This is a genomic window from uncultured Porphyromonas sp. (assembly GCF_934359325.1).
In the GTDB taxonomy this organism is placed as follows: domain Bacteria; phylum Bacteroidota; class Bacteroidia; order Bacteroidales; family Porphyromonadaceae; genus Porphyromonas_A.
The window spans coordinates 1-3374 of the sequence record NZ_CAKRLH010000176.1 but is presented as its reverse complement, the minus strand read 5'-3'; the positions used below and the strand labels follow the sequence as shown (position 1 = coordinate 3374).

The following is a 3374-nucleotide window of genomic DNA, read 5'->3' as shown; positions in this document are numbered from 1 at the left end:
CTATAAGACCTCATCGGAGGTAATCGATGGCATAGAGGCCTCTAAAATCAAGATCAAAGAGTGATGAAACGACTTCTGATACTTCCCCTCCTTCTCTTGTCTTTTGCTCTTGGAGGATTAGCTTTCGCACAAGAGTCGACTCAGGCAGACAGTATTGGTGTGGTTGCCCCCTCCGATGGTGCAATCGGATCATCAGACATCAAGAGACTGATGGATGAGGCAGCAACTGCCTATGGTGAGCAGAAGTACAGGCTCGCCATATCGATATACGAGAAATGCCTCAGCCTCTCTCCCGAGCCCTCAGCCGAACTGTACTATAATCTCGGCTGTGCTTACTACAAGGACGGCCAACTCTCTAGCGCCATCCTCAGCCTGGAGCGCGCCTATAGACTCGATCCATCCGACAGTGACACGCGCTACAACCTTAACTTCCTTGCTGACCATACAGCCGAGAAGGTAGAGCAGCCCCGCTCTCAGATGCTTTCACGTATTTTGGACAGTGTAACCCACTGGTTCGCTCTTCCTGTTTGGATGAGCCTTGCGTTAGGTTCCTTTGTGGTCTTTGTCCTCCTCATTTTCCTCTTTACCTACGGGCGTAGCGAGAGGAAGCGGCGAATAGGCTTCTATGCCGGACTAGTTGCTCTCGTACTTTGTATAGTCCTCAATCTCTTTGTCTACCGATCCTATAGGTTTATCACCGACCGCTCGGAGGCAATCCTCACAGCTCCTGTCATTACGCTGCAGAGCTCTCCCGACTCATCCTCACAGGATATTGCGGTGGTACACGAGGGACATAAGGTGAGGGTACTGGACAGAGTAGGGGGCTACGCTGAGATCCGGCTTGCCGATGGTACGGTCGGCTGGGTGCCGGAGGATACCTTTGACATAATCAACGACTTTAGCGACTGATATAATGGTAGAGAAGTTAGCCCTACTGGAGAGAGACTTTTTTCTCTGGCTCAATAGTCCTCACAGTGACTATCTGGACGCTGTGATGTTCACCTTCTCCGACAAGCGGATCTGGTACTTCTTCCTGATCTTCTTCTTCGCGCTGCTTTTCTATCGACAGAAGATTAAAGAGTGCCTGCTGCTTATCCTCTTCGTCGCACTGATGATGGTAATCTCTGACCAGCTCTCTTCCGCTGTCTTTAAGCCCTATTTCCAGCGCTTTCGCCCGACCCTCCATCCCTTCACGGAGGATGTTGTAAAGACTGTGATGGGACACTCGGGAGGGGGACTTTATGGCTTCATCTCCGGTCATAGCACTAATTTTGCTGCCCTTGGCGCCTTCACGATGTTGCTGATGAGGCACCGGAGCTATACTATCATCATGACACTTGTCGTGCTGACCACGATGTACTCCCGAGTCTACCTCGGGGTCCACTTCCTTACGGACGTGATCGCCGGCTGTCTCTGCGGCATGCTCGTCGGTATAGTGATGTACTACCTCTATCGTGAGACCCGCAGTGGTTTCTTCAAGATCCCGGATCGGCAGAAGTCGATCTGCTACATTACTCCTCGAAGCAGGATTGACAAGATTACACTATCTCTTGTGACCTTATATCTCGCCTTTTGGATCTTGGGACCAATCGTTTACCCCATCTTATATCTCTAATTAATTATGACAAAAAACTATCAGACCATCCTGGATGCTTTCCCACTCCAGGGGGAAGTAGTGAGCGTAGAGCCCTTCGGAAACGGTCATATCAATGATACCCTACGTGTCACAGTCAAGGATCCCGATGGCACGGAGCAGATCAGGTATGTGCTCCAGCGGATCAATCATCAGGTCTTCCAAGACGTGGAGACCCTGCAGCGAAATATATTCACCGTTACTGAGCATATCAGGAAGAAACTGGAGGCTGAGGGTGATGCGGATGTCGACCGACACGTCTGTACATTCCTCCGGACGAAGAGCGGTGAGCGCTATACCACCTGCGAGGGAAGCTACTGGCGCGTGATGCTCTACATCCCCGGATCTGTCACCGTGGATGCGGTTACACCGGAGTCAGCACGCTCGGCCGGAAGGGCATTCGGTGACTTCCAGAGTCGTCTCTCCGACATCCCTGAGGGCACGCTTGGGGACACGATCCCGCACTTCCACGATATGGCGTTTCGCTTACAGGAGCTCTCTGATGCGATCAAGGAGGATCGTGTAGGCAGAGTGCAGGAGGAGCGAGTCAAGAAGCTCATCAAGGCTATTGACGACCGGTCGGATGAGATGCTCCTTCAGGAGCGACTCTATGAGGAGGGAACCCTACCGAAGCACATCAATCACCTCGATACCAAGGTGGACAACATCCTCTTCGACAAGGAGTCCGGTGAGGTGCTGACGGTCATCGACCTCGATACGGTGATGCCCGGCTTTATCCTATCCGATGTAGGAGACTTCATCCGTACTGCCGTGAATACCGGTGCTGAGGATGAGACCGACGAGTCCAAGATTGGCGTGGATATGGCGATCTTCAAGTCCTACGTCGAGGGCTACATGTCTTCTGCAAGCAGCTTCCTCACGGAGACTGAGATCCGGCTTATCCCCTATGGCGGTCGCATGATGACCTATATGCAGGCGGTCCGCTTCCTCACAGACTATATCAATGGGGACACCTATTATAAGACTAACTACAAGGATCACAATTGGGATCGTGCCTGGGCACAGTATGTCTATCTGACCCGCTTGGAGGAACGAGCAAAGGAGATGAGCGACTTTATGGCCCACTGGCTGTGACCCACCGGCTCCAATAAGTGACAACACTGTCTGATGAGGGTTTCTCAGACAGCATAGACGAGTAAGGGCTAGCTCCACTTTCTGGAGCCAGCCCTTACTTCGTTTTATCCGATACTGTGTCTTCCTCTGTCGCATAGGACTGCTGTCCTCTGCCCAGAGTGGATCACAGCTGTGACCCCTTCATCCTATTAAGTCGATCGACCAGCTGCGCTTCTGCTGCGCTGTCTGCCGGGATCCAGAATGAAGTCCCCACCGCTTCGTCAGGCAGATATTGCTGACTTGCATAGTGCCCCTTGTAGTCGTGTGGGTAGATGTACCCCTTGCCATACCCCAGTTCATCCATGAGCTCGGTGGGCGCATTCCTCAGATGCATGGGGACAGGGTAGGGCGGTTGCTCTCTGACGTAGGAGAGTGCTTTATTAATGGCTAAGTAGGCGCTATTACTCTTAGGAGAGGAGGCAAGGTAGATCGTAGCCTCAGCCAGTGGAATGCGTCCCTCCGGCCAGCCGATGCGCTCTACTGCGGTAAAGGCTGCCTCTGCGATCAGCATAGCATTAGGATTGGCGAGACCGATGTCTTCGGAGGCAGATATCACTAGCCGGCGTGCGATGAACTTTGGGTCCTCCCCTCCATCGATCATCCGGGC

At 52.6% G+C, this 3374-nt stretch carries 3 protein-coding genes and 1 pseudogene; 3 read left to right on the top strand and 1 reads right to left on the bottom strand.

Features of this window, described 5'->3' with window-relative positions; translation table 11 throughout:
• Nucleotides 1-63 precede the first annotated feature (63 nt).
• Genes Q0F21_RS06480 through Q0F21_RS06470 form a run of 3 tightly spaced genes read left to right on the top strand, consistent with a single transcriptional unit; the run spans nt 64 to nt 2728 of the window.
• The gene (locus tag Q0F21_RS06480; RefSeq protein ID WP_297238443.1) at nt 64-909 is read left to right on the top strand and encodes a tetratricopeptide repeat protein; all 846 of its coding nucleotides are present in this window, start codon (nt 64-66) and stop codon (nt 907-909) included.
• 4 nt (nt 910-913) lie between these two features.
• Nucleotides 914-1615: a phosphatase PAP2 family protein gene (locus Q0F21_RS06475; RefSeq protein ID WP_297238442.1), complete on the top strand. Its 702-nt coding sequence runs from the start codon at nt 914-916 to the stop codon at nt 1613-1615.
• A 6-nt stretch (nt 1616-1621) separates the two neighbouring features.
• Nucleotides 1622-2728, top strand: a complete 1107-nt coding sequence (locus Q0F21_RS06470) for an aminoglycoside phosphotransferase family protein (protein ID WP_297238440.1) — start codon at nt 1622-1624, stop codon at nt 2726-2728.
• A gap of 163 nt (nt 2729-2891) precedes the next feature.
• Here the strand turns inward: Q0F21_RS06470 and Q0F21_RS06465 are convergent.
• Nucleotides 2892-3374 (bottom strand): annotated as a pseudogene (locus Q0F21_RS06465) (replication-associated recombination protein A); the annotation flags it as partial.

Bases quoted from the DNA above. Each gene is read 5' to 3' on its own strand.
- Q0F21_RS06470 (WP_297238440.1), top strand. From the start codon at position 1,622: ATGACAAAAAACTATCAGACCATCCTGGATGCTTTCCCACTCCAGGGG.
- Q0F21_RS06480 (WP_297238443.1), top strand. From the start codon at position 64: ATGAAACGACTTCTGATACTTCCCCTCCTTCTCTTGTCTTTTGCTCTT.
- Q0F21_RS06475 (WP_297238442.1), top strand. From the start codon at position 914: ATGGTAGAGAAGTTAGCCCTACTGGAGAGAGACTTTTTTCTCTGGCTC.